Below are 24239 nucleotides of genomic sequence, written 5' to 3' on the forward strand. Positions count from 1 at the left end.
CTGCATCAAGGAAGGAACCACCATCATGCACGTCCACGGCTCAAGGATCTGCCCCGACTGCGACGGCTTCCCCGTCGTCGCCATCACCACCGGCACCCGACACGCGGACGGGACCCGTCACGTCGTCCCGGTCGTGTGCCCGGCCTGCCACGGCACCGGCCACGCTCCGCGCTGGCTCGTCACCACCCGGCCCGCTTCGGTGAAGGCGGGTGCCTCGTGCTGACGGTCTACGACGAGTTCGCCGGGGTCGGCGGCTCCAGCGAGGGACTGACCAAGGTTCCCGGAACCCAGCTCATCTTCGCCGCCAACCACAACCCCCAGGCGGTCGCATCGCACGCCGCGAACTTCCCCGGCGTCGACCACTTCGAAGGCGACGTGGCCCGCGCCAAGATCGAGACGTTCCCGCGCGCGGACATCTTCTGGGCGTCCCCCTCGTGCCCGCCGTGGTCCAACGCCCGGGGCAAGCGACGCGACTTCGACCACTCCACCCAGGGCGTCCTGTTCTGGGAAGAGCAGCCGGATCCCGAGACCAAGCGCGCCCGCGCCCTGATGGAGGAAGTCCCGCGTTACCTGCGTGCCATGAACCTGCGCGGGCGCCCGGTGCTGGCCGGTGTGGTGGAGAACGTCATCGAGTGCCGCAAGTGGGACCAGTGGAACCGGTGGATCACCGAGATCCGCGCCGAAGGGTACGAGACCCGCGTCATCGCCCTGAACTCCATGCACGTCAAAGCCGTCCGCTCACTGCGGGCCCCGCAGTCCCGCAACCGCCTGTTCGTCGCCTACTGGCTGCGCTCCCTGGGCCGGACCCCGGACTGGAACAAGTGGTTACGCCCCACCGCCTGGTGCCCGACCTGCGACACACGGGTGACCGCCTTGCAGGTGTTCAAGAAGCCCGGGACGGACATGGGCGCGTACGGGAAGTACGGGCAGTACTACTACCGGTGCCCGAACGTGAAGTGCCGCAACGCCATCGTCGAACCCGACGTGATCCCCGCGTCCGCCGCGATCGACTGGACTCTCCAGGGCACCCGCATAGCCGACCGCAGTGAACCGCTCGCGGACGCCACGATGGAACGCATCCGGGTCGGTATCGCGAAGTACGCGCGTCCGATGACGGTGCCCGCCGGCGGGACCTGGCGCAACGACGCCTCCCCGATCGACCGGCCCATGCCGACCCGCACCACCCGCGAAACAGACGGACTCGCCGTACCGCCCCTCCTGGTCCCAACGGAGGGCCGTGACGGGAAGGTCGCCTCTTCCGTCCGGGATCCGTTGTGGACGCAGACCGCCCGCAACGAGACCGGGCTGGCGATCCCGCCGTTCCAGATCAGCCTGCGCGGCGGCGGGGCGAAGAACGCGGCTCACTCGATCAGCGAACCGGTGGGCACGGTCACCGCTTCCGGCAATCACCACGGCCTGGTCACCGGTCAGACGCTCCTGATCCCGTACTACAGCAACGGCACCGCACGCCCTGTCGAGGAACCGGTCGGTACGGTCACCGCACGGGACCGGTGGTCGCTGGCGGAAGTGGCCTCCAGCGTGGACCTGGCCGATGTGCGGTTTCGGATGCTTGAGCCCTGCGAGATCGGCCGCGCCATGGCCTTTCCCGACACGTACATCGTCCACGGAAACAAGCGTGACCGGGTCCGCCAGTACGGCAACGCCGTCACCCCGCCCGTCGCGGAAGTCCTCGTCTCCGCCCTCGTCGAGACCATCACCGGCACCCCCTTGGACCGGGAGGCGACGGCATGACCGAGCTTCTGCAAGACGTGCGGGCACTGACCCTGTGGCAGCCGTGGGCGAGCTGCATCGCCTACGGCACCAAGCGGGTCGAGAACCGGTCCTGGCCCACTGATCACCGCGGCCCGGTCCTGATCCACGCAGGACAGACCACCGACCCCAACGCCAAAGACCTGCCCATGACCCGGGCGTTCCTGTGCCGCCCCCAGCCCAAGGGCGCCATCGTCGCCGTCGCCCTCCTGGACGGCTGCCACCCGGACGACGGCTACTGCACCCTTTGGTCCGCACGCGGACGCTGGCACTGGCACCTGACGAACCTCACCCCCCTCACCGACCCCATGCCCTGGCCCGGCGCACGCGGCCTGTGGACTCCGCCCGCCGGCCTGCTCGCGTCCACGGTCCTCATCTCGGCTCTGGAGGCGGCCCGTGGCTGACACGCTCGACCCGACCACCCTGGGCGACCTGCTCAGGGTGGCCTCGGCCCCCGACTTCGACCGCTGGCAACAGCAGATCCACAAGACCGGCGGATGCTCACAGCCCATCCACCTCACCGGCTGGTCCCTCACCCGCGACAAGGCCACCGGCGAGACCCTGCACGCCTACTCCACCGCGAACGAGCCCGGTGGCCGGCTGCGGATCGCCTGCGGAAACCGCCGCGCTTCCCGCTGCGCGCCCTGCGCCTACCTCTACGCCGGGGACGCCTACCGCCTCGTCCGCGCCGGTCTGGCGGGCGACGACACCATGAACATCCCCGTGACCGTCCGTACACGGCCCCGTGTCTTCGTGACTCTGACCGCGCCTTCTTTCGGACCGGTCCACAATCGGCCCGATACAGGCCGCTGCCGCTGCGGCGCCCGCCACCCCGAGGACGATCCCGCCCTCGGCGCGGCGCTCGACCCCGCCACCTACGACTACGCGGGGGCGGTGCTGTTCAACAACCACGCGGGCGAACTGTGGCACCGCTTCATCAACCGGCTCCGCCGCGAGATCGCCGCACGTGCCGGACTGACCCAACGGGAACTGGCTGCCATAGTCCGGCTGTCGTACGGGAAGGTCGCAGAGTTCCAGAACCGAGGCGCGATCCACTTCCACGCCGTGATCCGCATCGACGGACCCGAGGGGCCCGCCAGCGCACCGCCGCCCTGGGCCACGCTCGAACTGCTCACCGACACGATCCGCGAGGCCAGAAAGCATCCCTACACCACCGTGACCGTGCCCGCGGCCGAGGGGGAACCCGCACGCACCTTGTGCTGGGGCGAGAAGCTCGACGTCCGGCCCATTACGGCGTTCGACAGCGACGACGTCACCGAACAAAAGGTCGCCGCCTATATCGCCAAGTACGCCACCAAGGCAGCCGAGACCACCGGCAGCCTGGACCGGCGCATCGGCGAACTCTCCGAACTCGACCAGCATCGTCTCCCCGACCACGCCCGGCGACTCATCCGCGCCTGCTGGGACCTCGACCGCGCGTATCCCGAACGAAAGCTCTGGGCCTGGGCTCACATGCTCGGCTTCCGGGGCCACTTCCTCACCAAGTCCCGCCGCTACTCCTCCACATTCAGCGAACGGCGACAGATCCGCGCCGACTACCGCGTCGCAGAACAGCGCGAAGCCCTCGACCTGCCCGACCCCGACACCACCCTCGTGCTGGCCGACTGGCGCTACGCCGGCCACGGCCACACCCCCGGCGAATCCGCCCTCGCCGCCTCCATCGCCGAAGACATCCGCATCAACAGAGAAACCGCCCGCGAAGCCATGCACGACCAACGCGCACTGGAAGGAGCCATGTCGTGAAGGACGAGCTGATGACCACGGCGGAGGTCCTTTCCGAGCTGAAGGGGATCTCGCGGCGCACCTTCTACCGGTGGCGTGAACTCGGCAAGGCCCCCAAAGCGCTCACGCTGCCGAACGGTGAGCTGAGGGTGTGGCGGTCCGACTTCCAGGCCTGGCTGCGATCGCGGGAAGGAGCGGCCGCGTGAAGTCGACGGACGTGAGGGTGTGGTCCATCCGCCTTAAGCCCGGGAAACGTCCCTCGTACCAGGTGCGCTGGAAGGTCGCCGGGCAGTCCTTTTCTGAGACGCGGAGGACGAAGGCGCTCGCTGACAGCTTTCGGTCGAAGCTGCTCCGGGCCACGCGCGACGGAGAGGAATTCGACACGGTATCCGGCCTTCCGGATTCCATGGCGGAGCTAAAAGCGAGCCTGAGCTGGTACAGGTTCGCGCTGCGGTATCTCGCCATGAAGTGGCCTCATGCCGCTCCGAACACCCGGGACGGGATCAACGAGTCGTTGACCTCCGTGACCCTCGCGCTGCTGGATGAGCGCCCTGGCCGACCTGCGGACCCCCTTTTGAGGAAGACCCTGCGCAACTGGGCTTTCGTGCTGCCTGGACCGGATGATCGTGACCTGCCGGAGGAGATCGCCAACGCGCTGCATTGGGTCGGCAAGGCATCCCGGCCTCTTGCGGATCTAGCCGATCCCGTCGTGGCAAGGGCTGTGCTGGATTCCCTGAAGATCAAATTAGATGGCACTGCGGCAGCGGCGGAGACGGTTCACCGGAAGCGGCGGACCTTGGTCAACGCCATGCACTATGCCGTCGATCTTGGTGAGTTCCAGGAAAACCCATTGTCGGCCGTCCGATGGCAGAAGCCGAAAGTCGCAAATGACGTAGATCCTCGGGTGGTGGCAAATCCCGAGCAGGTGCGTTCCCTCCTCTGCGCGGTCTCCTATGTCGGCGGTTATCGAAGGGCGCGTGGCAGGCGCTTGGTCGGGCTCTTTGCGTGTATGTACTTCGGGGGTTTCCGGCCGGCCGAAGCCGTGGGCCTGGCGCTGCCGGATCTCACCCTTCCGTCCGCTGGGTGGGGTGAGGCGGTGCTGCACCGATCACGGCCCAGCGTCGGCAAGCAGTGGACGGATTCCGGCGAGAGCCACGACGACCGCGGGCTGAAGAACCGGCCTGCTGAGGAGGTCCGCCGGGTGCCGATTCCGCCGCAGCTCGTTGCCGTGCTCCGGGACCACGTCCACACCTTCGGGACCGCCGACGACGGGCGGCTCTTCTACAGCGAGGGCGGGGGAGTGGTGTCGTCGTCCACCTATTACCGGGCCTGGCAGGAGGCGCGGGTCCTCGCTCTGCAGCCGGCCGCGGTCGCTTCGCCACTGGCGCGACGTCCGTACGACCTGAGGCACTCGGCCCTCTCTACGTGGCTCAACGCCGGTGTGGACCCGACTGAGGTCGCTGCTCGGGCGGGCAACAGCGTGGAAGTCCTCCTGGGGCGGTACGCGAAGTGTCTCGACGGTCGGCAGGAGGTCGGCAACCGTCGCATCGAGGAGCTGCTGCGCGAGTACGAGTGAGAGTGGAGCCGCTGCGGACCGAGGCCCCTGGGTGAATCCCGGGGGCCTTCGCGTTGCCGGGGCTGACCTGCGAGCTTCTGGCGGGATCTGGGCCGCGAATAGGCCGCAGAGACTGTCATACGGCTGCACAGGGCGGCAGTTGGCTGCGCATACGCGAAGACCCCGTTCTCAGCGTTAGTGCTGATGGCGGGGTCTTTGGGCACTTCCTGCGAAGTGCCCCCGGCAGGATTCGAACCTGCGCACACGGCTCCGGAGGCCGTTGCTCTATCCCCTGAGCTACGGGGGCGTGCGCCGCGCTGGTGCGTGGCGACGGGTAGAACCCTACCAGCTCCCGAAGCGTCTTCGTGAACAGGTATTTCGGGCCACGGGCGGGGGCGCGGAGGTTCGCTTCGAGGGGCCGGAGTACGGCCTGTGACCGGGTTCCGGCGGTGTCGGAACCCACCCGGACGATCACCCGAACCCCGCGCCCCCGCAGTGCCTCAGCGTGCCCCCGCTTCGCCCGCACGGGTCGGAAGTGGGCAAAACGCGGACGCAGCCGGGTCGGCGGACCTACTCTCGAGTTGTGTCCGGCGCGTCCGGCCGAGTGCTCGTTGTCGATGACAACCGGGTGATTCGGCAGCTGATCAGGGTCAACCTCGAGCTGGAGGGCTTCGAGGTCGTGACCGCGGCCGATGGTGCCGAGTGTCTGGAAGTCGTCCATCAGGTGCAGCCGGACGTCGTCACGCTCGATGTGGTCATGCCCCGGCTCGACGGCCTGCGCACCGCCGCGCTGCTGCGGGACGACCCGCGGACGAGCCGCATCCCCCTCGCGATCGTCAGCGCATGTACGCAGTACGAGGTGGAGAGCGGCGTCGCAGCCGGCGTGGACGCCTTCCTCGCCAAGCCGTTCGAGCCTGCCGAGTTGGTGCGGATCGTGCGTCGGTTGACGCGCCGGGAGGCCGGGGAGGGTCCGCCGTCCGTAGACGGCAGGCATGGAGCCGGGCGGGCGGGGAGTGTGAGGGGCTGACCGCACGCCCGCGCCACCGCACCGCCGCATCAAGCCTCCGCGCAACCGACGTCGTCGATCGCCTCAGGGCGCTCGTGGAGCAGTACGACCCGCGCGTCCCACGCCTCGATCTCCGCCAGCGGCCCGCTCGCTGGGCCGCTGGCTGTCGCCGTGTCAAGCCCCCTCCCCACCGCCCCGCCGCGTCCAGACCCTCCGCCTCCGCGCCGTCACGACCCCCGCCGCCGTCAGCGCCCGCGCCGCCGGCCACCCCCACCGCCGCCCGCACCCTGCCCGCATGGCGAAACCGGTTCGCGAAGTGCCCCCCTTCCTCCCATACGCTTGTGCCGTGACCCCCGCAGAGCTCTCCCGTACCGTGCGGCACGCCGTGTGCCGTGCCGTCGAGGACGGTGCCCTGCGGGTGGACGTACCGGCCGCCGAGGGCGTGAAGATCGAGCGGCCGCGGCCCGGCGGGTGCGGGGACTATGCCACCGGGGTCGCGCTGCGGCTGGCGCGGCAGGCCGGGCGGCCCGCCGCCGAGGTGGCCGAGGCGATCAGGCAGCGCATCGCGGGCAACCACGGCATCGCAAACGTCGAAGTCACCGGGCCCGGGTTCCTGAACTTCACCCTCCACAGCAGCGCGCAGGAGCAGCTCGTGCGCAGGGTTCTCCGCGAGGGCGTCCGCTACGGCGCCCCGCGACAGACCGGCGGAAGCGGGCCGTTCCCGCACGTCGACGAGCAGCGCGCCCGTGTCTGGGCCGACACCCTCGTGCGGCTGGGCGCCGAACCGAGCCCGGGGGAGTCCGTGCGGGTCATGCCCGTCGGCGATCAGGACGTGGCCGAGCGACTGGGGCAGGACGCCGCCCGATGGGCGCTGCTCGCCGCCGCCGCGCACGACAGGCCGAGAACGGACGCGGGGCTGCTCGTGCAGCACGAGCGCAACCCCCTGTACAAGGTGCGGTACGCCCATGCCCGGGCCAGGGCGCTCACCCGTAATGCCGAGCGACTCGGGTTCCGCAGCGCCCCCGGCCCGCACGTCGATGCCCTCGCCGTCACCCCCACCCTCACCGCCGCCGTCGGCGATCACCCGGCCGTGGTCGCCGATGCCGCCCGCCTGCGTGCCCCGGACCGGCTCGCCAGGCATCTCGAAGTCACCGCAGAGGCCCTTCTCTCCTTCCAGTGCACCGTGCTGCCCGTCGGGGACGAGAAACCCTCGGCCGCCCATCGTTCCCGGCTCGCCCTCGCCGAGGCGGCCGGGACGGTGCTGGCCGGTGGCCTGTCCCTGCTCGGCATCAGCGCACCCGAACACTTGTGAGATGTGAGAGAGATCAGAGACCGATGAGCCGATCTGCACACCCCGCCGGACCCCGTCACGCCGACGTTCTTCCCGAGGGCCACTACTCCGCACCGCCCACCGATCTGAACGCCCTCGACGGCAAGGTCTGGGCCCGTGCTGTCACCCGCAACACCGACGGGGTCGTCACCGTCGGAGGGATCGAAGTGACAAGGCTGGCCGAGGAGTTCGGGACGCCCGCCTACTTCCTCGACGAGGCCGACTTCCGTGCCCGCTGCCGGGCCTGGGCCGACGCCTTCGGCAAGGACGCGGACGTGTTCTACGCGGGGAAGGCGTTCCTGTCCCGCGCGATCGTCCGGTGGCTCAAGGAAGAGGGGCTCAACCTCGACGTGTGCTCCGGCGGGGAGCTGGCCACGGCCCTCGACGCCGGGATGCCCGCCGAGCGCATCGCCTTCCACGGCAACAACAAGTCCGAGAGCGAGATCGAAAGGGCCGTGCGCGCCGGAGTGGGGCGGATCGTCCTCGACTCCTTCCAGGAGATCGTCCGCGTCGCGCACATCGCCCAGTCCCTCGGGAAGCGGCAGCCGGTGCAGATCCGGGTCACCGTCGGAGTCGAGGCCCACACGCACGAGTTCATCGCCACCGCCCACGAGGACCAGAAGTTCGGTATCGCGCTGGCCGGGGGACAGGCCGCGGAGGCCGTACGCCGTGCGCTGAGGCTCGACGGGCTCGAGCTCATCGGCATCCACTCCCACATCGGTTCGCAGATCTTCGACATGGCCGGCTTCGAGGTGTCCGCCCGCCGGGTCGTGCAGCTGCTCGCCGAGGTGCGGGACGAGCACGGCGTCGAGCTGCCCGAGATCGACCTCGGCGGTGGCCTCGGTATCGCCTACACCCCCGACGACGACCCGCGCGAGCCGCACGAGATCGCCAAGGCGCTGACCGAGATCGTCAGCCGCGAGTGCGAGGCCGCGAAGCTGCGGACGCCCCGCATCTCCGTCGAGCCGGGCCGCGCCATCGTCGGCCCCACCGCCTTCACCCTGTACGAGGTCGGCACCGTCAAGCCGCTCGAGGGCCTGCGTACGTACGTCAGCGTCGACGGCGGCATGTCGGACAACATCCGCACGGCGCTGTACGACGCCGAGTACAGCGTCGCGCTCGTGTCCAGGACGTCCGAAGCGCCGCCGATGCTCAGCCGGGTCGTCGGCAAGCACTGTGAGAGTGGCGACATCGTGGTCAAGGACGCGTTCCTGCCGGCCGACCTCGCGCCCGGTGATCTGATCGCCGTCCCGGCCACCGGCGCCTACTGCAGGTCCATGGCCAGCAACTACAACCACGCGCTCCGCCCGCCTGTCGTCGCCGTCAAGGACGGCGAGGCCCGGGTGATCGTCCGGCGTGAGACGGAGGAAGATCTCCTGCGTCTCGACGTCGGATAATTGAGATAGATGTCTCGCATGCCGGACGAAGGACAGAAACTCCGGTTCGGTGGGCGAGACTGGTCCACACCGTAGAAGTAATGAGAAGCGAGGTCGGATGATGCGTACGCGTCCGCTGAAGGTGGCGCTGCTGGGCTGTGGAGTGGTCGGCTCAGAGGTGGCGCGCATCATGACGACGCACGCCGACGACCTCGCCGCGCGCATCGGTGCCCCGGTGGAGCTCGCCGGGGTCGCCGTGCGCCGTCCCGGGAAGGTGCGCGAAGGCATCCCGGAGGAGCTCGTCACCACGGACGCGACCGCCCTGGTCAAACGCGGCGACATCGACGTCGTCGTCGAGGTCATCGGCGGCATCGAGCCGGCCAGGACCCTGATCACCACCGCGTTCGAGCACGGCGCGTCCGTCGTCTCCGCCAACAAGGCGCTTCTCGCGGAGGACGGCGCGACGCTGTACGCCGCCGCCGAGCAGCACGGCCGCGACCTCTACTTCGAGGCCGCGGTCGCCGGTGCGATCCCGCTGATCAGGCCGCTGCGCGAGTCGCTCGCCGGCGACAAGGTCAACCGCGTGCTCGGCATCGTCAACGGCACGACCAACTTCATCCTCGACAAGATGGACAGCTCGGGCGCCGGGTACTCCGAAGCGCTCGACGAGGCCACCGCCCTCGGGTACGCGGAGGCCGACCCGACCGCTGACGTCGAGGGCTTCGACGCCGCCGCCAAGGCCGCCATCCTCGCCGGGATCGCCTTCCACACCCGCGTACGCCTCGACGACGTCTACCGCGAGGGCCTGACCGAGGTCACCGCCGCCGACATGGCGTCGGCGCGGCGGATGGGCTGCACCGTCAAGCTGCTCGCCATCTGCGAGCGCGCCGCCGACGGCCAGTCCGTCACGGCCCGCGTGCACCCCGCGATGATCCCGCTCAGCCACCCGCTCGCCTCCGTCCGCGAGGCGTACAACGCCGTCTTCGTCGAGGCGGAAGCGGCCGGCCAGCTGATGTTCTACGGCCCCGGCGCCGGCGGCTCGCCCACCGCGTCCGCCGTCCTCGGCGACCTCGTCGCCGTCTGCCGCAACAAGCTCGCCGAGGCAACGGGGCCCGGTGAGTCGGCGTACACCCAGCTGCCCGTGAGCCCCATGGGCGACGTGGTGACGCGGTACCACATCAGCCTCGACGTGGCCGACAAGCCGGGCGTTCTCGCCCAGGTCGCGACGGTCTTCGCCGAGCACGGCGTATCCATCGATACGGTGCGCCAGCAGGGCAAGGACGGCGAGGCATCGCTCGTCGTCGTCACCCACCGCGCGCCCGACGCCGCCCTCTCCGGGACCGTCGAGGCGCTGCGCAAGCTCGACACCGTGCGCGGTGTCGCCAGCATCATGCGTGTTGAAGGGGAGTAAGGGACCCATGACCACCAACGGCACCCACCAGTGGCGCGGCATCATCGAGGAGTACCGGGACCGTCTTCCGGTCACGGACACGACGCCCGTCGTCACGCTCCGTGAGGGTGGCACGCCGCTCGTCCCGGCGCAGGTCCTTTCCGAGCGCACAGGCTGCGAGGTGCACCTCAAGGTCGAGGGCGCCAACCCCACCGGTTCCTTCAAGGATCGCGGCATGACGATGGCCATCACCCGGGCCAAGGAGGAGGGCGCGCAGGCCGTCATCTGCGCCTCCACCGGCAACACCTCCGCCTCCGCCGCCGCATACGCGGTGCGCGCCGGCATGGTCTGCGCGGTGCTCGTGCCGCAGGGCAAGATCGCGCTCGGCAAGATGGGCCAGGCGCTGGTCTACGGCTCGAAGATCCTCCAGGTCGACGGCAACTTCGACGACTGCCTGAACCTCGCCCGCAGCCTCTCGGAGAACTACCCCGTGGCGCTGGTCAATTCGGTCAATCCGTACCGCATCGAGGGCCAGAAGACGGCCTCCTTCGAGATCGTCGACGCGCTCGGCGACGCCCCCGACATCCACGTGCTGCCCGTCGGCAACGCCGGCAACATCACGGCGTACTGGAAGGGGTACAAGGAGTACGCGGCGGACAGCATGTCCAGCAAAGCCCCTCGTATGTGGGGTTTCCAGGCCTCCGGTTCCGCTCCGATCGTGCGCGGCGAGGTCGTCAAGGACCCATCGACGATCGCCACCGCCATCCGTATCGGCAACCCGGCCTCCTGGTCGCAGGCGCTGGCCGCCCGTGAGGAGTCCGGGGGCTTCATCGACGAGGTGACGGACCGTGAAATCCTGCGCGCCTACCGGCTGTTGGCGTCCCAGGAGGGTGTCTTCGTCGAGCCGGCCTCTGCCGCTTCCGTCGCCGGTCTGCTGAAGGCCGCCGAGCAGGGCAAGGTCGACCCGGGTCAGAGGATCGTGTGCACGGTCACCGGCAACGGCCTGAAGGACCCCGACTGGGCGGTCGCCGGAGCGCCCCAGCCGGTCACCGTCCCGGTCGACGCCGCCGCCGCGGCGGAGCGGCTCGGCCTGGCCTGATCCCGCACGGCCCCGGCCGGCAGGCTGCCGGGGCCCGTTCGCCGGATCATGGCCGACGCCGCGTCCTGATCGCCCTACGGGCCCTCGGGCGCGGCCAGTTCGCCTACTGGAAAGTATTGGCAACCAGGACGACGCAGTACGTAGAGGCACAGGAGGCTCGCGACACGCATCGTGCGCCTCCTGTGCGCCCTATGTCGCCGGTGAACCTTCCTTCGATAGGCTGTACTCCAACCCGGCCCCCCGCATATGCGCGGTGTTGTTGCCGTCGCGGTGTTCCCGCCGCCGAGGCCCACGGGTGTTGCAGTCTCTCGAACAAATCTTGTACATCCCGCTGTTCAGAACCAAGGAGAGTCGTCGAGCGATGGCCGGTCCAGCGTTCCGCGCCGCCGCCGTCCGGGTGCGCGTCCCCGCAACCAGCGCCAATCTCGGTCCGGGCTTCGACGCCCTGGGACTGTCGCTCGGTCTGTACGACGACGTGGTCGTCCGGGTCGCGGACTCCGGTCTGCACATCGACATCGCCGGTGAGGGTGCGTCCACCCTGCCCCGCGATGAGAAGCACCTGCTCGTACGGGCCCTCCGCACGGCCTTCGACCTGCTCGGCGGACAGCCGCGCGGCCTCGAGATCGTCTGCGCCAACCGCATTCCGCATGGCCGCGGCCTCGGCTCCTCCTCCGCCGCGATCTGCGCCGGTATCGTCGCCGCCCGCGCCGTGACGATAGGCGGGGACGCAAAACTCGACGACGCGGCCCTGCTGGAGCTCGCCACCGAGATCGAGGGCCACCCCGACAATGTCGCGGCCTGCCTCCTCGGCGGCTTCACCCTCGCCTGGACCGAGGCGGGAGCGGCGCGAGCGATCAGGATGGATCCCGCCGATTCCGTCGTTCCAGTGGTTTTTGTGCCCGGCAAGCCGGTGCTCACCGAGACGGCCCGCGGTCTGCTGCCGCGCACCGTCCCCCATGTCGACGCCGCCACCAACGCCGGCCGTGCCGCCCTCCTCGTCGAGGCCCTGACCAGGCGTCCTGAGCTGCTGCTGCCCGCCACGGAGGACCGGCTCCACCAGGAGTACCGCGCCCCGGCCATGCCGCAGAGCATCGACCTGGTGAACCGACTGCGCGCCGACGGCGTCCCTGCAGTCATCTCCGGCGCGGGCCCCACGGTGCTCGCGCTGGCCGAGGACAGTGCGGCCGACAAGGTCGCACAGCTGGCGGGCGAGGGCTGGGCGGCCAACCGGCTGGCCTTCGACGCCGCGGGAGCGAGCGTCCTGCCGCTGGCGCCCTAGCAACACGACTGCCACACGATTGCCGGTGCTGGAGAGGGGGAATGTTTGTTGGAGCCGGTAGTGTTAATCTCAATGCTGCAACCGTCGTCGTTGAGGCGCGGTGCTTCGCGTCCCCCTTCGGGACCAACATTCTCCGGGAGCCTCCCCAAACTGCCTGAGCAGCCTGCCTGAGCAGTTTCGAGCACGCTCCGGAACCGGCACGACACCCCTCGCTTTTCCAGGAGTGGGCCGAGCAGGGGGACCTCGAGCCGGACCTTGCACGTATGCATGTATCTCTCCGCCGTCAATTCTCCGGCGGGACCACCGCTCCGGTTCGGTCCACAACCCAGGACCGCAGCCGGACAGCACAACCGGTCGCCGAGCCAGAAGGCCGACGTCCGCTCCAGGGAAGGACCCTTCGTGAGCGACACCACCGATCTGATGGGCGTGACTGCCGACGACAAGGTCGACAACGCCGCGCCCGCCGCAGGTGCTGCCTCCGGCACCACCTCACGGCGCCGCCGCTCCGGCACCGGCCTCGAGGGCATGGTCCTGGCCGAGCTGCAGCAGGTCGCGTCCGGCCTCGGCATCAGGGGCACCGCGCGTATGCGCAAGAGCCAGCTGATCGAGGTCATCAAGGAGGCGCAGGCCGGAGGGGGCTCCCCGGCGAAGAGCGCCGACGCGGGCACCGAGGCCGCCACCAAGCCCAAGCGCCGTGCCACCTCCAAGGCGCGCACGGGCGACGAGGCCGCCGCCCCCGCCGCGGAGAAGGCCGAGAAGGCGGAGAAGGCCGACAAGCCCGAGAAGGCCGTCGCCCAGCAGCAGATCGACATCCCGGGACAGCCGGCTGGGGGCACCGCCCAGGCCGCAGGCTCTGGGGGAGACGACCAGCCGGCCGGGGAGCGCCGCCGTCGCCGTGCCACCGCTCAGGCGGGCAGCCCGGAGACCCGTACCGAGACCCGGGGCGACACCGCCGTCGAGGTCAGGACCGAGGCCCAGCCCGAGTCCAAGGCCGAGACCGCCGTGGACACCGCGGAGGGCCGCCGTGACCGCCAGGAGCGCGGCCAGCGCGGCGACCGTGCTGAGCGCGGCGACCGTGGCGACCGTGCTGAGCGTGGCGAGCGCGGTGACCGCCGCGAGCGTCAGCGCGACCGGCGCGGCAAGGGCGACGACCAGCAGCAGGGCGGCGGCGGCCAGCGCCAGCAGCGCCAGGGCGGCCAGCAGAACACCGGCCCCCAGGACGACTTCGACGACGAGGCCGGTGGCCGCCGCGGACGCCGCGGCCGCTACCGCGACCGCCGTGGCCGCCGTGGCCGTGACGACTTCGCGACCGGCGAGCCGCAGGTCTCCGACGACGACGTCCTGATCCCCGTCGCCGGCATCCTGGACATCCTCGACAACTACGCGTTCATCCGGACCTCCGGCTACCTGCCCGGCCCGAACGACGTGTACGTCTCCCTCGCCCAGGTCCGCAAGAACGGCCTGCGCAAGGGCGACCACGTCACCGGTGCCGTGCGCCAGCCCAAGGAAGGCGAGCGCCGCGAGAAGTTCAACGCGCTGGTCCGCCTGGACTCGGTCAACGGCATGGCGCCCGAATCGGGCCGCGGCCGCCCCGAGTTCAACAAGCTGACGCCGCTGTACCCGCAGGACCGACTGCGTCTCGAGACCGACCCGGGCGTGCTGACGACCCGGATCATCGACCTCGTCGCGCCGATCGGCAAGGGCCAGCGAGGCCTGATCGTGGCTCCGCCGAAGACCGGCAAGACCATGATCATGCAGGCGATCGCCAACGCGATCACCCACAACAACCCCGAGTGCCACCTGATGGTCGTCCTCGTCGACGAGCGTCCGGAAGAGGTCACCGACATGCAGCGGTCGGTGAAGGGCGAGGTCATCTCCTCGACCTTCGACCGTCCCGCCGAGGACCACACCACCGTCGCCGAGCTGGCCATCGAGCGCGCCAAGCGCCTCGTCGAACTGGGTCACGACGTGGTCGTCCTGCTGGACTCGATCACCCGTCTCGGCCGTGCGTACAACCTCGCGGCCCCGGCTTCCGGTCGCATCCTGTCCGGTGGTGTCGACTCGACCGCGCTCTACCCGCCGAAGCGCTTCTTCGGTGCGGCGCGCAACATCGAGGACGGCGGCTCGCTGACCATCCTGGCCACCGCGCTGGTCGACACCGGTTCGCGCATGGACGAGGTGATCTTCGAGGAGTTCAAGGGCACCGGCAACGCGGAGCTCAAGCTCGACCGGAAGCTCGCCGACAAGCGGATCTTCCCCGCGGTGGACGTCGACGCGTCCGGTACGCGTAAGGAAGAGATCCTGCTCGGCAGCGACGAACTGGCGGTCACCTGGAAGCTGCGCCGAGTGCTCCACGCCCTCGACCAGCAGCAGGCGATCGAGCTGCTGCTGGACAAGATGAAGCAGACCAAGTCGAACGGCGAGTTCCTGCTCCAGATCCAGAAGACGACTCCGTCCGCCGGCAACGGCAACGACTGAGAAGCTTCAACCGGCGCAGGTCCCTCACCGAGAGATCTCCGCCACAGCCGCCGGGCCCGTCAAGGGCCCGGCGGGGGAGTCCCACCCCTCTGAACCCGCCGGCCGAAACCGCTGGTGAGGCGCAGGGAACGGCCTCCTCGAGCGGTTCTTCGGGCCCACCGTGCAGCGCGCGGTGGGCCCGACCCGTTCTCACCGGCCTCTCATCCGCTCGTGCGACGCTTCTCGCTTCGACGTCCGAGCACTCGCTTCGACGTCCGAACAAGCGACGTCCGAACAAGAAACGACATGCCGAGAACCGCGCCTGATCACCACCCCCGGGGGTAGCGGGAACAGCGAGAGCCGAGGAGACCATGACCGAGCAGAGCACCAGCACCGGCGGCCGAATACGCGGCAGCGGCAGACGCCGCAAGCGGCCCTCCACGGCGCGCCGGGTGTGGACGGTCGTCGCGTGGGCGGCGGCAGCCCTGGTGCTCGTCGGCGGCTCCGGGCTCGGCCTCCTGTGGTTCAAGCTGAACGGAAACCTCCAGGGCATCGACATCAACCAGGCCCTGGGGACCGACCGCCCCAAGAACATCGACAACGGCTCCATGGACATCCTCGTCCTGGGCTCCGACTCCCGTTCCGGCGCGAACTCCGAATACGGCGCCGACGAAGGCGCCGCCCGCTCGGACACCGCGATGGTCGTGCACGTCTACCAGGGCCGCAAGACGGCAAGCGTCGTCTCCATACCGCGTGACACGCTCGTCGAGCGGCCGAAGTGCACCAGCCGCGACGGCACGGCGGTCGCGGGCGCGCAGCGCGCCATGTTCAACACGGCGTACGAGGTCGGCGGCCCCGCCTGCGCGGTGAAGACCGTCGAGGCGATGGCCGGCATCCGCATGGACCACTTCATCGAAGTCGACTTCACGGGCTTCAAGAAGCTCATCGACGAGCTCGGCGGCGTCGACATCACCACCTCGCAGCCGATCAACGACACAAAGAGCCATCTGAACCTCCCGCCCGGCACCCACACCCTCGACGGCGAGGAGGCACTCGGCCTCGTACGCACCCGCAAGAGCGTGGGTGACGGCAGCGACCTGGGGCGCATCCAGCTCCAGCAGGCGTTCATGAAGGCGTTCATCAACCAGGTCAAGGACGTCGGCGTCTTCAGCAGCCCCAAGAAACTCCTGAACCTCGCTGACGCGGGCACGAAGGCGATCACCCCCGACTCCGAGCTCGACTCGGTGAACGAGCTGATGGGCTTCGCCAAGGGGCTCAGTTCGCTGGGCGCCGAGGACGTCGACATGATCACGATGCCGGTGAAGTACGACCCGAACGACCCCAACCGCGTGATTCCGGTCGAGGCCGGCGCCGATCAGGTGTGGCTGGCGCTCAAGCGGGACAGGCCGATCCCCGCCTCGGCGGTCGAGGACTCGGCCGGCGACAAGGGCGATGCCGCGTCCGTCGTGGGCAGCGACTGAGGACGACCCGGATGCGCGCCGGCGCGAACCGGCGCGTGAAAGGGTCTCTATACCCGCTTCGGACGCCAGGAATACTTCCGGGCCCACCCCGGTTTTGGGAGATACGGCCGGTCCTGGCAGACTGGTACGTCGGCCCCGGTTCACGTACGAGCAATCCGCACGTACGACCCGGTGCCCTCCCGAAACTAGGAGACACCTTGAAGCGCGACATCCACCCCGAGTACGTCGAGACCCAGGTCAGCTGCACCTGCGGTGCGTCGTTCACCACCCGTAGCACGATCCAGAGCGGCAACGTCCGCGCCGAAGTCTGCTCCGAGTGCCACCCGTTCTACACGGGCAAGCAGAAGATCCTCGACACCGGTGGCCGTGTGGCCCGCTTCGAGGCCCGCTTCGGCAAGGCTGCTGCCAAGAAGTAGCGCGCCACTGCGCCGGCCCTCGGCCGCCCCGTCCGCGGGGTGGCCGAGGCCGGCGCTTTGTCCGTTCTGAGCAGCCACCCACGCGTACTGAAACCAGGAGCCCCCGATGTTCGAGGCGGTCGAGGAACTGATCGGCGAACACGCCGATCTCGAGAAGAAGCTCGCCGACCCTTCGGTCCACGCCGACCAGGCGAACGCGCGCAAGCTGAACAAGCGCTACGCGGAGCTGACGCCCATCGTCGGCACGTACCGCTCCTGGAAGCAGACCGGTGAGGACATCGAGACCGCCCGTGAACTCGGTGCCGACGACCCGGACTTCGCCGCCGAGGTGAAGGTGCTGGAGAAGCAGCGCGAGGAGCTCACGGAGAAGCTGCGGCTGCTGCTGGTCCCCCGCGACCCCAGCGACGACAAGGACGTCATCCTCGAGGTCAAGGCCGGCGCGGGCGGCGACGAGTCCGCCCTGTTCGCCGGCGACCTGCTGCGCATGTACCTCCGCTACGCGGAGCGTGTCGGCTGGAAGACCGAGATCATCGACGCCACCGAGTCCGAGCTGGGCGGCTACAAGGACGTCCAGGTCGCGGTGAAGACCAAGGGCGGCCAGGGCGCGACCGAGTCCGGCCAGGGCGTCTGGGCGCGACTGAAGTACGAGGGCGGGGTGCACCGCGTGCAGCGCGTGCCCGCGACGGAGTCCCAGGGCCGTATCCACACCTCCGCCGCCGGTGTGCTCGTCACCCCGGAGGCCGAGGAGATCGACGTCGAGATCCACGCGAACGACCTGCGGATCGACGTCTACCGCTCGTCGGGTCCCGGTGGCCAGTCCGTCAACACCACCGACTCCGCGGTGCGTATCACGCACCTGCCGACCGGCATCGTCGCCTCCTGCCAGAACGAGAAGAGCCAGCTCCAGAACAAGGAGCAGGCCATGCGTATCCTGCGCTCCAGGCTGCTCGCCGCGGCGCAGGAGGAGGCCGAGAAGGAGGCCGCGGACGCCCGCCGCAGCCAGGTCCGCACGGTGGACCGTTCCGAGAAGATCCGGACGTACAACTTCCCGGAAAACCGGATCTCGGACCACCGGGTCGGCTTCAAGGCGTACAACTTGGACCAGGTGCTCGACGGAGAGCTGGACGCCGTGATCCAGGCGTGCGTCGACGCGGACTCCGCGGCGAAGCTCGCGGCCGCGCAGTAACCACCCCCTGCAGTGCTCGGAGGACCGACGTGCAGTCACACTCTGGGGGCCGCCCCCCAGGCCCCCGCACCTTGCTGCTCGCCGAGGTGGCCCAGGCCACCCAGCGGCTGGCCGACGCCGGCGTGCCGTCGCCGCGCTTCGACGCGGAGGAGCTCGCCGCCTACGTCCACGGCGTGAAGCGGGGAGAGCTGCACAACGTCAAGGACGCGGACTTCGACGCCCGCTACTGGGAGGCCGTCGCCCGCCGCGAGGCGCGCGAGCCGCTCCAGCACATCACCGGGCGCGCCTTCTTCCGCTACCTGGAGCTGCAGGTCGGCCCCGGCGTCTTCGTACCCCGGCCCGAGACCGAGTCGGTCGTCGGCTGGGCGATAGAGGCCGTACGGGCCATGGACGTCGTCGAGCCGCTGATCGTCGACCTGTGCACCGGCTCCGGCGCCATCGCGCTGGCCATGGCGCAGGAGGTGCCGCGTTCGCGGGTGCACGCGGTGGAGCTGTCGGAGGACGCGCTCCGGTGGACCCGTAAGAACGCGGAAGGCTCCAGGGTCACCGTCCACCAGGGCGACGCGCTCTCCGCGCTCCCCGAGCTCGACGGCCAGGTCGACCTCGTCATCTCCAACCCGCCGTACATCCCGCTCACCGAATGGGAGTACGTCGCACCGGAGGCCCGTGACCACGACCCGCAGATGGCCCTGTTCTCCGGCGAGGACGGCCTCGACACCATCCGCGGCATCGAGCGCACGGCGCACCGGCTGCTGCGGCCCGGTGGGCTCGTCGTCATCGAGCACGCGGACACGCAGGGCGGCCAGGTTCCGTGGATCTTCAACGAGGAATCCGGCTGGACCGACGCCGCCGACCACCCCGACCTGAACAAGCGGCCGCGGTTCGCGACCGCCCGCAAGGCAACGCCATGACCAAGTACACGCACGAGGAGGCCCGCTGATGGCTCGGCGATACGACTGCAACGACGCGACGGATCGCATCACCGGCCTGCGCGAGGCCGCCTCCGCCGTCCGCCGCGGCGAGCTTGTCGTGCTGCCCACCGACACCGTCTACGGCATCGGTGCGGACGCCTTCACCTCCGAGGCCGTCGCGGACCTCCTCGACGCCAAGGGGCGCGGCCGCAACATGCCCACCCCCGTCCTCATCGGCTCCCCGAACACCCTGCACGGGCTGGTCACGGACTTCTCCGAGCAGGCGTGGGAGCTCGTCGACGCCTTCTGGCCGGGCGCGCTGACGCTGGTCACCAAGCACCAGCCGTCCCTGCAGTGGGACCTGGGGGACACCCGCGGCACCGTCGCCATCCGGATGCCGCTGCACCCCGTCGCCATCGAACTGCTCACCGAGGTCGGCCCCATGGCCGTCTCCAGCGCCAACCTCACGGGACACCCCTCGCCCGAGGACTGCGACGCCGCGCAGGAGATGCTCGGCGACTCCGTCTCCGTCTACCTGGACGGCGGCCCCACCCCCGGCATCGTGCCCTCCTCGATCGTCGACGTCACGGGCAAGGTCCCCCTGCTGCTCCGCGAGGGAGCTCTCTCCGCGGACGAGCTGCGCAAGGTGGTACCAGACCTCGAGGTGGCCAATTGACCGCCCCGCAGGGGCGTGGCATAGCGGAAACCGGCAGTACGGCATCGACCTTCCGCATCCTCCACGTCAGCACCGGCAACGTCTGCCGCTCGCCCATCACGGAGCGGCTGACCCGCCATGCCCTGAGCGACCGCCTCGGCGATCGCCTCACGGGCGGCCTGATCGTGGAGAGCGCGGGCACCTGGGGCCACGAGGGCGCCCCCATGGAGGCCAACGCCGAGATCGTCCTCGCCGACTTCGGCGCGGACGCGAGCGGCTTCATGGGACGCGAGCTGCTCGACGAGCACGTCATCCGCGCGGACCTGGTCCTGACCGCGACCCGTGACCACCGGGCGCAGGTCATCTCGATGGGCCACTCGGCGGGCCTGCGTACCTTCACCCTCAAGGAGTTCACCCGCCTCGTGCGGGCCATAGACCCGGCGACCCTTCCCGACCCCCGGGAGGACGGCGTGGTCGAGCGTGCGCGTGCGCTGGTGCGCGCGGCGGCGGCTCTACGCGGGTGGCTGCTCGCGCCGAGCCCGGACGCGGACGAGGTGTTCGACCCGTACGGAGCGCCGATCACCTTCTTCCGCTCCATCGGCGACGAGATCCACCAGGCGCTCGACCCGGTCGTCACGGCGCTGACGGGGGTTCCGGCGCGGCCGTGACGCCACGCGGGTCGCTCTGCCCTACGGTCCGCTCTTCGTACGGTCCGCTCTGCCGTACGGGGGACAGCTCCGCCGCAGGCACAGTGCCGCCGCTCTCTGCGACTCCCCGAACTCCCGCATACACCGCGCGTCCGCGACGGCCCGGTTCTACATTGGAGGGGCCGCAGCACAGGCCCGAGGACCGGAGCCGTCATGTCCGTCACCCGTGAAGCGCACGTGCAGACGCAGACAGCGCAAGCGCCCGCCCACCCCGCCCCCTTCCTCGACGCGCTGCGCCGCCAGGACCCGCAGATCGCGGACATCATCCTCGGCGAGACACAGCGGCAGGCCGGCACGCTCCAGCTCATCGCCGCGGAGAACTTCACCTCGCCCGCGGTCCTCGCCGCCCTCGGCTCGCCGCTCGCCAACAAGTACGCCGAGGGCTATCCCGGTGCCCGCCACCACGGCGGCTGCGAACTCGTCGACGCGGCCGAGCGCATCGCGATCGAGCGCGCCACCGCGCTGTTCGGCGCCGAGCACGCCAATGTGCAGCCCCACTCCGGCTCCTCCGCGGTCCTGGCGGCGTACGCGGCGCTGCTGCGGCCGGGCGACACCGTGCTCGCCATGGGTCTCCCGTACGGCGGCCACCTCACGCACGGTTCGTCCGCGAACTTCTCCGGCCGGTGGTTCGATTTCGTGGCCTACGGTGTGGACGCGGAGACCGGTCTGATCGACTATCACCAGGTGCGTCATCTGGCTCGCCAGCACCGGCCCAAGGCGATCGTCTGCGGTTCGATCTCGTACCCCCGCCACCTCGACTACGAGGAGTTCCGTGACATCGCCGACGAGGTGGGCGCCTATCTGATCGCGGACGCCGCCCATCCGATCGGGCTCGTCGCCGGTGGCGCCGCGCCGAATCCCGTCCCGTTCGCGGACGTGGTCTGCGCCACCACCCACAAGGTGCTGCGCGGCCCGCGCGGCGGGATGATCCTGTGCGGCTCGGAGCTGGCTCAGCGGATCGACCGAGCGGTGTTCCCGTTCACGCAGGGCGGCGCGCAGATGCACACGATCGCCGCCAAGGCCGTCGCCTTCGGGGAGGCGGAGACGCCGGCGTTCACCGCGTACGCCCATCAGGTGGTCGCCAATGCGCGGGCGCTGGCGGAGGCGCTCGCGGCCGAGGGGTTCACGGTGCTGACGGACGGCACGGACACCCACCTCATCGGCGCGGACCCGGTCGGGTTCGGCGTCGACGGCAGAACGGCCCGCGGACGCCTCGCCGCGGCGGGCATCGTCCTGGACACATGCGCGCTGCCCTACGGGGACGGTCGCGGCATCAGGCTGGGCACCGCCGCAGTCACCACCCAGGGCATGGGCCGCCCGGAGATGATCCGGATCGCGGCCCTGTTCACGGCCGCACTGCGCGACGAGCAGCAGGTGCGGGACATCCGGGAGCAGGTGCAGGAACTGGTCGGGAGATTCCCGCCGTTTTCGGGGTAGCCGCCGTGCTGTGGCGCAGTCGTGCAACCATCCTCGGCGTCGGTGTGTCCTCAAGCATGTGGCTACCACAGCTAAGGTGTGGGGCTGAGATGGCCAGCGATTCCTGTGGGGCAGCCCGTGCGTGATTACCTGCTGACGCTCTGCGTCACGGCCGCGGTGACTTATCTGCTCACCGGGCCGGTGCGCAAATTCGCCATCGCCACCGGGGCGATGCCCGAGATCCGTGCACGGGACGTGCACCGCGAGCCGACGCCGAGACTCGGTGGCATCGCGATGTTCTTCGGGCTGTGCGCGGGCCTGCTGGTCGCCGATCATCTGGAGAACCTCAACAGCGTCTTCGAGCTGTCCAACGAGCCGCGTGCGCTGCTCTCCGGGGCCGCCCTGATCTGGATCATCGGCGTCCTGGACGACAAGTTCGAGATCGACGCGCTGATCAAACTCGGCGGCCAGATGATCGCCGCGGGTGTGATGGTCGTACAGGGTCTGACGATCCTGTGGATCCCCGTCCCCGGCGTCGGCACCGTCTCGCTGACCAGTTGGCAGGGCACGCTGCTGACCGTCGCCCTGGTCGTCGTCACCATCAACGCCGTGAACTTCGTCGACGGCCTGGACGGTCTCGCCGCCGGCATGGTGTGCATCGCCGCCGCGGCGTTCTTCCTGTACGCGTACCGGATCTGGTTCAGCTACGGCATCGAGGCGGCGTCCCCCGCGACGCTGTTCACGGCGATCCTGATGGGCATGTGCCTGGGCTTCCTGCCGCACAACATGCATCCGGCCCGCATCTTCATGGGCGACTCCGGCTCGATGCTGATCGGGCTCGTGCTCGCGGCGGCGGCGATCTCCGTGACGGGCCAGGTGGACATGGACGCCCTCAGGATCTGGGAAGGCAGTGCGCGCGAGGCCACGCACGCGGCGCTGCCGGTGTTCATTCCCTTGCTGCTGCCGCTGACGATCATCGCGATCCCGGTCGCCGACCTGCTGCTGGCGATCGTCCGCCGCACCTGGAAGGGCCAGTCGCCGTTCGCCGCGGACCGCGGCCATCTGCACCACCGGCTCCTGGAGATCGGGCACTCGCACAGCCGGGCCGTTCTGATCATGTACTTCTGGTCGGCGCTGATCGCGTTCGGCGTCGTCGCGTACTCGGTCCACTCGGTGATGTGGATCGTGCTGGCCGTCACCGGCCTGAGCGCCATCGGCCTCGTCCTGCTGCTACTGCCGCGCTTCAGCCCGCGCACCCCGGACTGGGCGGAGCGCTTCGTCCCGCCGCGCTACCGACGACGCCACCGCAGGGCGCAGCAGGCGCCCGCGACCCGGCAGTCCGACGCAGCGCCCGACGACCACGAGGACGAGCCCCCCGTGCCGGTCGGGGTGGGCGTCAGCGGCGTCAACGGCGCGACCGCGATCGGCGGCCGCTCGCGCTTCCCGGACCGGCGCAAGGCCGGCACACGGGGCTGAGCGCGGGCTGAGCGGGCGATGTCAACGCCGACTGTCGGCGGCGCCCGCTTCCGAGTGGCAAGGAAGCGGCTTCCGAACCGAATCGGCCGGAAGCCGACGGGAAAACGGTTCATTAGCAGACATAGCGCCCAGTTGTCGTGCACACACGCGCGCGTTCACTCTCATGTGTGAGGGTTGGCACACCACTGGGTAAAGACCTCATCAAATAGTTTGTGATACCGTTCACGAGACCCGGAGACAGAGCCGAAGGACCGTAGTGCGACGGTTCGTTGGCCCCGAGACACCTCTCGGACCGGGCCTACGCTCGTCCATGACGACACCACTGCCCCCACCATCAAGCGGAGCTGCCGCCATGCCGTCCACCGACGCACGCACTCTTCTCCTTGCCGCCGTACCCACCGCTGCCGCCGGCGCGATCGCCGCTGTGATCAGTGGTGTGGTCGCCGGTGGAAAGGGAGCGATCGGCGCCGTTGTCGGCACCCTGGTGGTGATCCTCTTCATGGGGATGGGCATGCTGGTGCTGCAGCGGACGGCGAAGAACTTTCCGCACCTGTTCCAGGCGATGGGGCTGATGCTCTATACGGCGCAGCTGCTGTTGCTTCTCGTCTTCATGATGGCGTTCAAGGACACCACGCTGTTCGACGCCAAGGCCTTCGCCTTCACGCTCCTCGCGGCGACCATTGTCTGGATCACCGCGCAGGCACGTGCCTACATGAAGGCGAAGATTCTTTACGTCGACCCCGAGTCCGCCAAGGGTGAGACCCCCGTGAAGACGGGCCCGGCGGCGTGAGGGGTAGGGGTGGGATAAATGGCCGTACGCCTTCCTGCTATCGTCCGGTGCCAACTGCGGCACTGCGGGCGCGGGCATCTGAGCTGACGCCTGTCCCATCGCGAGGCTCAACGCCTGACAGCCGCCCCCACATCCGAAACACCAGTCCAGTGCCGAACCGCGGCCGCGTGCCGCGCCGACACAACGAGGTTGCCGT

Annotated in this window: 22 protein-coding genes and 1 tRNA gene; 22 read left to right on the forward strand and 1 reads right to left on the reverse strand. The window is 69.8% G+C overall.

Annotated elements, in window-relative coordinates; all coding sequences use genetic code 11:
• The first annotated feature begins 25 nt into the window (after positions 1-25).
• Genes ACIQ7Q_RS04040 through ACIQ7Q_RS04065 form a run of 6 tightly spaced genes read left to right on the forward strand, consistent with a single transcriptional unit; the run spans position 26 to position 5089 of the window.
• Positions 26-223, forward strand: a complete 198-nt coding sequence (locus ACIQ7Q_RS04040; protein ID WP_403855974.1) for a hypothetical protein — start codon at positions 26-28, stop codon at positions 221-223.
• Entirely contained in the window at positions 217-1752 is a 1536-nt protein-coding gene (locus ACIQ7Q_RS04045) for a DNA cytosine methyltransferase (RefSeq protein WP_403855976.1), read from the forward strand. The genes ACIQ7Q_RS04040 and ACIQ7Q_RS04045 overlap by 7 nt, the downstream gene beginning before the upstream one ends.
• On the forward strand, positions 1749-2174 hold the full coding sequence (locus ACIQ7Q_RS04050) for an ASCH domain-containing protein (RefSeq protein ID WP_403855978.1): 426 nt from the start codon (positions 1749-1751) through the stop codon (positions 2172-2174). Before ACIQ7Q_RS04045 ends, ACIQ7Q_RS04050 begins: the two co-directional genes overlap by 4 nt.
• The gene (gene repSA / locus ACIQ7Q_RS04055) at positions 2167-3534 is read left to right on the forward strand and encodes a replication initiator protein RepSA (protein WP_403855980.1); all 1368 of its coding nucleotides are present in this window, start codon (positions 2167-2169) and stop codon (positions 3532-3534) included. The genes ACIQ7Q_RS04050 and repSA overlap by 8 nt, the downstream gene beginning before the upstream one ends.
• A gap of 11 nt (positions 3535-3545) precedes the next feature.
• Positions 3546-3719 (forward strand): AlpA family transcriptional regulator, encoded by a 174-nt coding sequence (locus ACIQ7Q_RS04060; protein WP_138903323.1) that lies wholly within the window; start codon positions 3546-3548, stop codon positions 3717-3719.
• Entirely contained in the window at positions 3716-5089 is a 1374-nt protein-coding gene (locus tag ACIQ7Q_RS04065) for a tyrosine-type recombinase/integrase (RefSeq protein WP_403855982.1), read from the forward strand. Before ACIQ7Q_RS04060 ends, ACIQ7Q_RS04065 begins: the two co-directional genes overlap by 4 nt.
• Positions 5090-5303: 214 nt before the next feature.
• Here the strand turns inward: ACIQ7Q_RS04065 and ACIQ7Q_RS04070 are convergent.
• Positions 5304-5375 (reverse strand) — tRNA-Arg (locus ACIQ7Q_RS04070).
• A gap of 228 nt (positions 5376-5603) precedes the next feature.
• Between ACIQ7Q_RS04070 and ACIQ7Q_RS04075 the strand changes: the two genes are divergently transcribed.
• The 16 genes from ACIQ7Q_RS04075 (at position 5604) to ACIQ7Q_RS04150 (ending at position 24043) form a co-directional block, all read left to right on the forward strand.
• Positions 5604-6095 carry a response regulator gene (locus ACIQ7Q_RS04075; protein ID WP_403855984.1) on the forward strand — a complete coding sequence of 164 codons (492 nt, stop codon included), beginning with the start codon at positions 5604-5606 and terminating at the stop codon, positions 6093-6095.
• 325 nt (positions 6096-6420) lie between these two features.
• Positions 6421-7386 (forward strand): ArgS-related anticodon-binding protein NrtL, encoded by a 966-nt coding sequence (gene nrtL / locus ACIQ7Q_RS04080; protein ID WP_403855986.1) that lies wholly within the window; start codon positions 6421-6423, stop codon positions 7384-7386.
• 23 nt (positions 7387-7409) lie between these two features.
• Complete coding sequence (gene lysA / locus ACIQ7Q_RS04085; RefSeq protein ID WP_403855988.1) at positions 7410-8801, forward strand: diaminopimelate decarboxylase; 1392 nt, start codon at positions 7410-7412, stop codon at positions 8799-8801.
• A gap of 100 nt (positions 8802-8901) precedes the next feature.
• Positions 8902-10191, forward strand: coding sequence for a homoserine dehydrogenase (locus ACIQ7Q_RS04090; RefSeq protein WP_403856434.1), 1290 nt, complete (start codon positions 8902-8904; stop codon positions 10189-10191).
• Positions 10192-10198: 7 nt separating this feature from the next.
• Positions 10199-11269, forward strand: coding sequence for a threonine synthase (gene thrC / locus ACIQ7Q_RS04095; RefSeq protein WP_403855990.1), 1071 nt, complete (start codon positions 10199-10201; stop codon positions 11267-11269).
• Between the two features lie 361 nt (positions 11270-11630).
• Complete coding sequence (gene thrB, locus ACIQ7Q_RS04100) at positions 11631-12548, forward strand: homoserine kinase (RefSeq protein WP_403855992.1); 918 nt, start codon at positions 11631-11633, stop codon at positions 12546-12548.
• A gap of 399 nt (positions 12549-12947) precedes the next feature.
• A complete protein-coding gene (rho, locus tag ACIQ7Q_RS04105; protein WP_403855994.1) occupies positions 12948-15026 on the forward strand; it encodes a transcription termination factor Rho in 2079 nt (692 codons plus the stop codon).
• A 350-nt stretch (positions 15027-15376) separates the two neighbouring features.
• Entirely contained in the window at positions 15377-16486 is a 1110-nt protein-coding gene (locus tag ACIQ7Q_RS04110; RefSeq protein ID WP_403855996.1) for an LCP family protein, read from the forward strand.
• Positions 16487-16683: 197 nt separating this feature from the next.
• Positions 16684-16902: a 50S ribosomal protein L31 gene (rpmE, locus tag ACIQ7Q_RS04115; protein WP_403855998.1), complete on the forward strand. Its 219-nt coding sequence runs from the start codon at positions 16684-16686 to the stop codon at positions 16900-16902.
• 106 nt (positions 16903-17008) lie between these two features.
• Entirely contained in the window at positions 17009-18088 is a 1080-nt protein-coding gene (prfA, locus tag ACIQ7Q_RS04120) for a peptide chain release factor 1 (RefSeq protein ID WP_403856000.1), read from the forward strand.
• 29 nt (positions 18089-18117) lie between these two features.
• Entirely contained in the window at positions 18118-18999 is an 882-nt protein-coding gene (gene prmC, locus ACIQ7Q_RS04125) for a peptide chain release factor N(5)-glutamine methyltransferase (RefSeq protein WP_403856002.1), read from the forward strand.
• A gap of 28 nt (positions 19000-19027) precedes the next feature.
• Positions 19028-19675, forward strand: coding sequence for an L-threonylcarbamoyladenylate synthase (locus ACIQ7Q_RS04130; protein ID WP_403856004.1), 648 nt, complete (start codon positions 19028-19030; stop codon positions 19673-19675).
• On the forward strand, positions 19672-20322 hold the full coding sequence (locus ACIQ7Q_RS04135) for a protein-tyrosine-phosphatase (protein ID WP_403856006.1): 651 nt from the start codon (positions 19672-19674) through the stop codon (positions 20320-20322). Before ACIQ7Q_RS04130 ends, ACIQ7Q_RS04135 begins: the two co-directional genes overlap by 4 nt.
• A 192-nt stretch (positions 20323-20514) precedes the next feature.
• Positions 20515-21798 (forward strand): serine hydroxymethyltransferase, encoded by a 1284-nt coding sequence (gene glyA / locus ACIQ7Q_RS04140; RefSeq protein WP_403856007.1) that lies wholly within the window; start codon positions 20515-20517, stop codon positions 21796-21798.
• A 117-nt stretch (positions 21799-21915) separates the two neighbouring features.
• Positions 21916-23253: an MraY family glycosyltransferase gene (locus ACIQ7Q_RS04145; protein ID WP_403856009.1), complete on the forward strand. Its 1338-nt coding sequence runs from the start codon at positions 21916-21918 to the stop codon at positions 23251-23253.
• Between the two features lie 352 nt (positions 23254-23605).
• On the forward strand, positions 23606-24043 hold the full coding sequence (locus tag ACIQ7Q_RS04150) for a hypothetical protein (RefSeq protein WP_403856011.1): 438 nt from the start codon (positions 23606-23608) through the stop codon (positions 24041-24043).
• The last annotated feature ends 196 nt before the right edge of the window (positions 24044-24239 follow it).

This window comes from Streptomyces sp. NPDC096176, from assembly GCF_044763255.1.
Lineage (GTDB): Bacteria > Actinomycetota > Actinomycetes > Streptomycetales > Streptomycetaceae > Streptomyces.

Coding starts and splice junctions, on each gene's coding strand:
- prfA (WP_403856000.1), top strand. CDS start 17,009: ATGTTCGAGGCGGTCGAGGAACTGATCGGCGAACACGCCGATCTCGAG.
- ACIQ7Q_RS04130 (WP_403856004.1), top strand. CDS start 19,028: ATGGCTCGGCGATACGACTGCAACGACGCGACGGATCGCATCACCGGC.
- ACIQ7Q_RS04050 (WP_403855978.1), top strand. CDS start 1,749: ATGACCGAGCTTCTGCAAGACGTGCGGGCACTGACCCTGTGGCAGCCG.
- ACIQ7Q_RS04040 (WP_403855974.1), top strand. CDS start 26: ATGCACGTCCACGGCTCAAGGATCTGCCCCGACTGCGACGGCTTCCCC.
- thrB (WP_403855992.1), top strand. CDS start 11,631: ATGGCCGGTCCAGCGTTCCGCGCCGCCGCCGTCCGGGTGCGCGTCCCC.
- ACIQ7Q_RS04110 (WP_403855996.1), top strand. CDS start 15,377: ATGACCGAGCAGAGCACCAGCACCGGCGGCCGAATACGCGGCAGCGGC.
- thrC (WP_403855990.1), top strand. CDS start 10,199: ATGACCACCAACGGCACCCACCAGTGGCGCGGCATCATCGAGGAGTAC.
- ACIQ7Q_RS04150 (WP_403856011.1), top strand. CDS start 23,606: ATGCCGTCCACCGACGCACGCACTCTTCTCCTTGCCGCCGTACCCACC.
- ACIQ7Q_RS04090 (WP_403856434.1), top strand. CDS start 8,902: ATGCGTACGCGTCCGCTGAAGGTGGCGCTGCTGGGCTGTGGAGTGGTC.
- lysA (WP_403855988.1), top strand. CDS start 7,410: ATGAGCCGATCTGCACACCCCGCCGGACCCCGTCACGCCGACGTTCTT.
- glyA (WP_403856007.1), top strand. CDS start 20,515: ATGTCCGTCACCCGTGAAGCGCACGTGCAGACGCAGACAGCGCAAGCG.
- ACIQ7Q_RS04060 (WP_138903323.1), top strand. CDS start 3,546: ATGACCACGGCGGAGGTCCTTTCCGAGCTGAAGGGGATCTCGCGGCGC.